This window comes from Mariniphaga sediminis (genome assembly GCF_003573545.1).
GTDB classification, from domain to species: domain Bacteria; phylum Bacteroidota; class Bacteroidia; order Bacteroidales; family Prolixibacteraceae; genus Mariniphaga; species Mariniphaga sediminis.
Map to the genome: position 1 here is coordinate 1 of NZ_QWET01000058.1, position 1,624 is coordinate 1,624.

The 1,624-nt window shown below is 39.8% G+C and carries 1 protein-coding gene; it reads right to left on the reverse strand.

The window, feature by feature from the left end:
• Positions 1–14 precede the first annotated feature (14 nt).
• On the reverse strand, positions 15–1,624 hold a 1,610-nt coding region (locus tag D1164_RS23545), incomplete at its 5' end, for an IS1182 family transposase (RefSeq protein WP_206611103.1).

Here is a 1,624-nt window from a genome sequence, read left to right on the forward strand (position 1 = left end):
TAACGGCAGTCTGTCTAAAAACCTATTTTGGTATAGGAGATTTGAAAACTATTGGAGGGTTTTAGAAGCAGGTTTAAAATTTTCGGATTTTTCATTGTTAGTTTGAGTAATTGGTTTATCTGGTTTAAAAATAGCTTTAATCGAGCAAATTCTGAACAGAAAACAGAAAAAATACCTTCCAGGTATGTTTGCAATTTTTTCCTGCCAATAATATTTATAATCCTTCGCAGATTATATGCTGTCATTGCAAAGCCAAAGTCGGCTTCGGCTCTTTCAATGTACTTTTTAGTGATAATATAATTAAATCCCCACTGTCGTTTTATCGTTCCGTATGGGTGTTCCACAATTTGTTGCCGTTTACGGTATAGTTGTTTGTTTTCATTGATATGGCTTTTATTCCTGTCGACATATTCCTGGAATTCGCTGCGCTGAATAGCTTTTCCACAATGGGCTTTGGAACACTCCGGTTTTGCTTTACAAGTTTTGCATGCTTTTGTCGTATAACGTTTAAAGCGGTAAGTTTTTGCCTGGAGCCACCTCCCGTTTGTGGTCATTATTTTTCCCTGCGGACAGGTATAGCAATCATTTACTTTGTCAAAAACAAAGTTTTCTACATTGTATATATGGTTTGGTGCATTGGCCGCTACAGTTGGAATGGCAACCATTACATCTATTCCCAACTCATGGGCCGTTTTAAATTCGCTGCCAGTATGGTAGCCTTTGTCATAAAGGGCTGTAAAATCATTTGCTTTCAAAATAGTTTTTGCCCTGCGCAGCATATTTCCCATAGCTTTTGCATCGTTGGTATTGGTGACATTGTAATCGATAGGGAGGTTGTGTTTGTCATCCACAGTAGTTTGGGCATTGTAGGCTACTTCTGTAATGTTGTTGCGGGTAATAAGGTGACGGCTGTCAGGGTCGGAGGTAGATACTTGTGATTGCCCGCTATCCTTTAATTGCTTTTCAATCTCTTTATATCCGTCTCTCCGTTGTTTTTGTTTGGTAATTTCATTTTCTATTTCCTGTTTGTCGCCGTCGTTTTCAGCCAGGGCCTTTTCATATTCCGCCAGTTTATTTTCGATATACACCATGTGGCGGTCGATTTTTTTCTGGTTGTAATTGTTCTTTTTGCTGTTCTGGGCCCTGAGCTTTGTACTGTCGCCTGCAACCAAAGTTCCGCCTATCAGGTAAAAGTATTTGGCAATTTTAACGGTTTCACGAAAAACATTTTTGATGGCTTTTGGATTGTCGCGCCGGAAGTTGGAGATGGTATTGTGGTCGGGACGTAAACTTTTTAAAAGCCAAATTACCTCTCTATTTTTTTTACACTCCTTTTCCAGTTGCCGCGATGAACGTACCCTGTTCAGATACCCGTAGATATAAAGTTTCAGTAAATCGGCCGGATGGTAGGCGGGCCTGCCGTTTTCAACAAACTCCACCTTAAAACCGAATTCCTGTAATTTGAGGCTGTCAACAAAAACATCAATCAGGCGTACTTCATTTTCAGCATCAACTGCATCTTCCAGCGAAACCGGGAATAGTGTTATTTGTGTCCTGTCTTGTCCTTTAATGTATTTCATGCCTGAAGGTACTAAATACCTGTATTTGTCGCTGTTGATATATG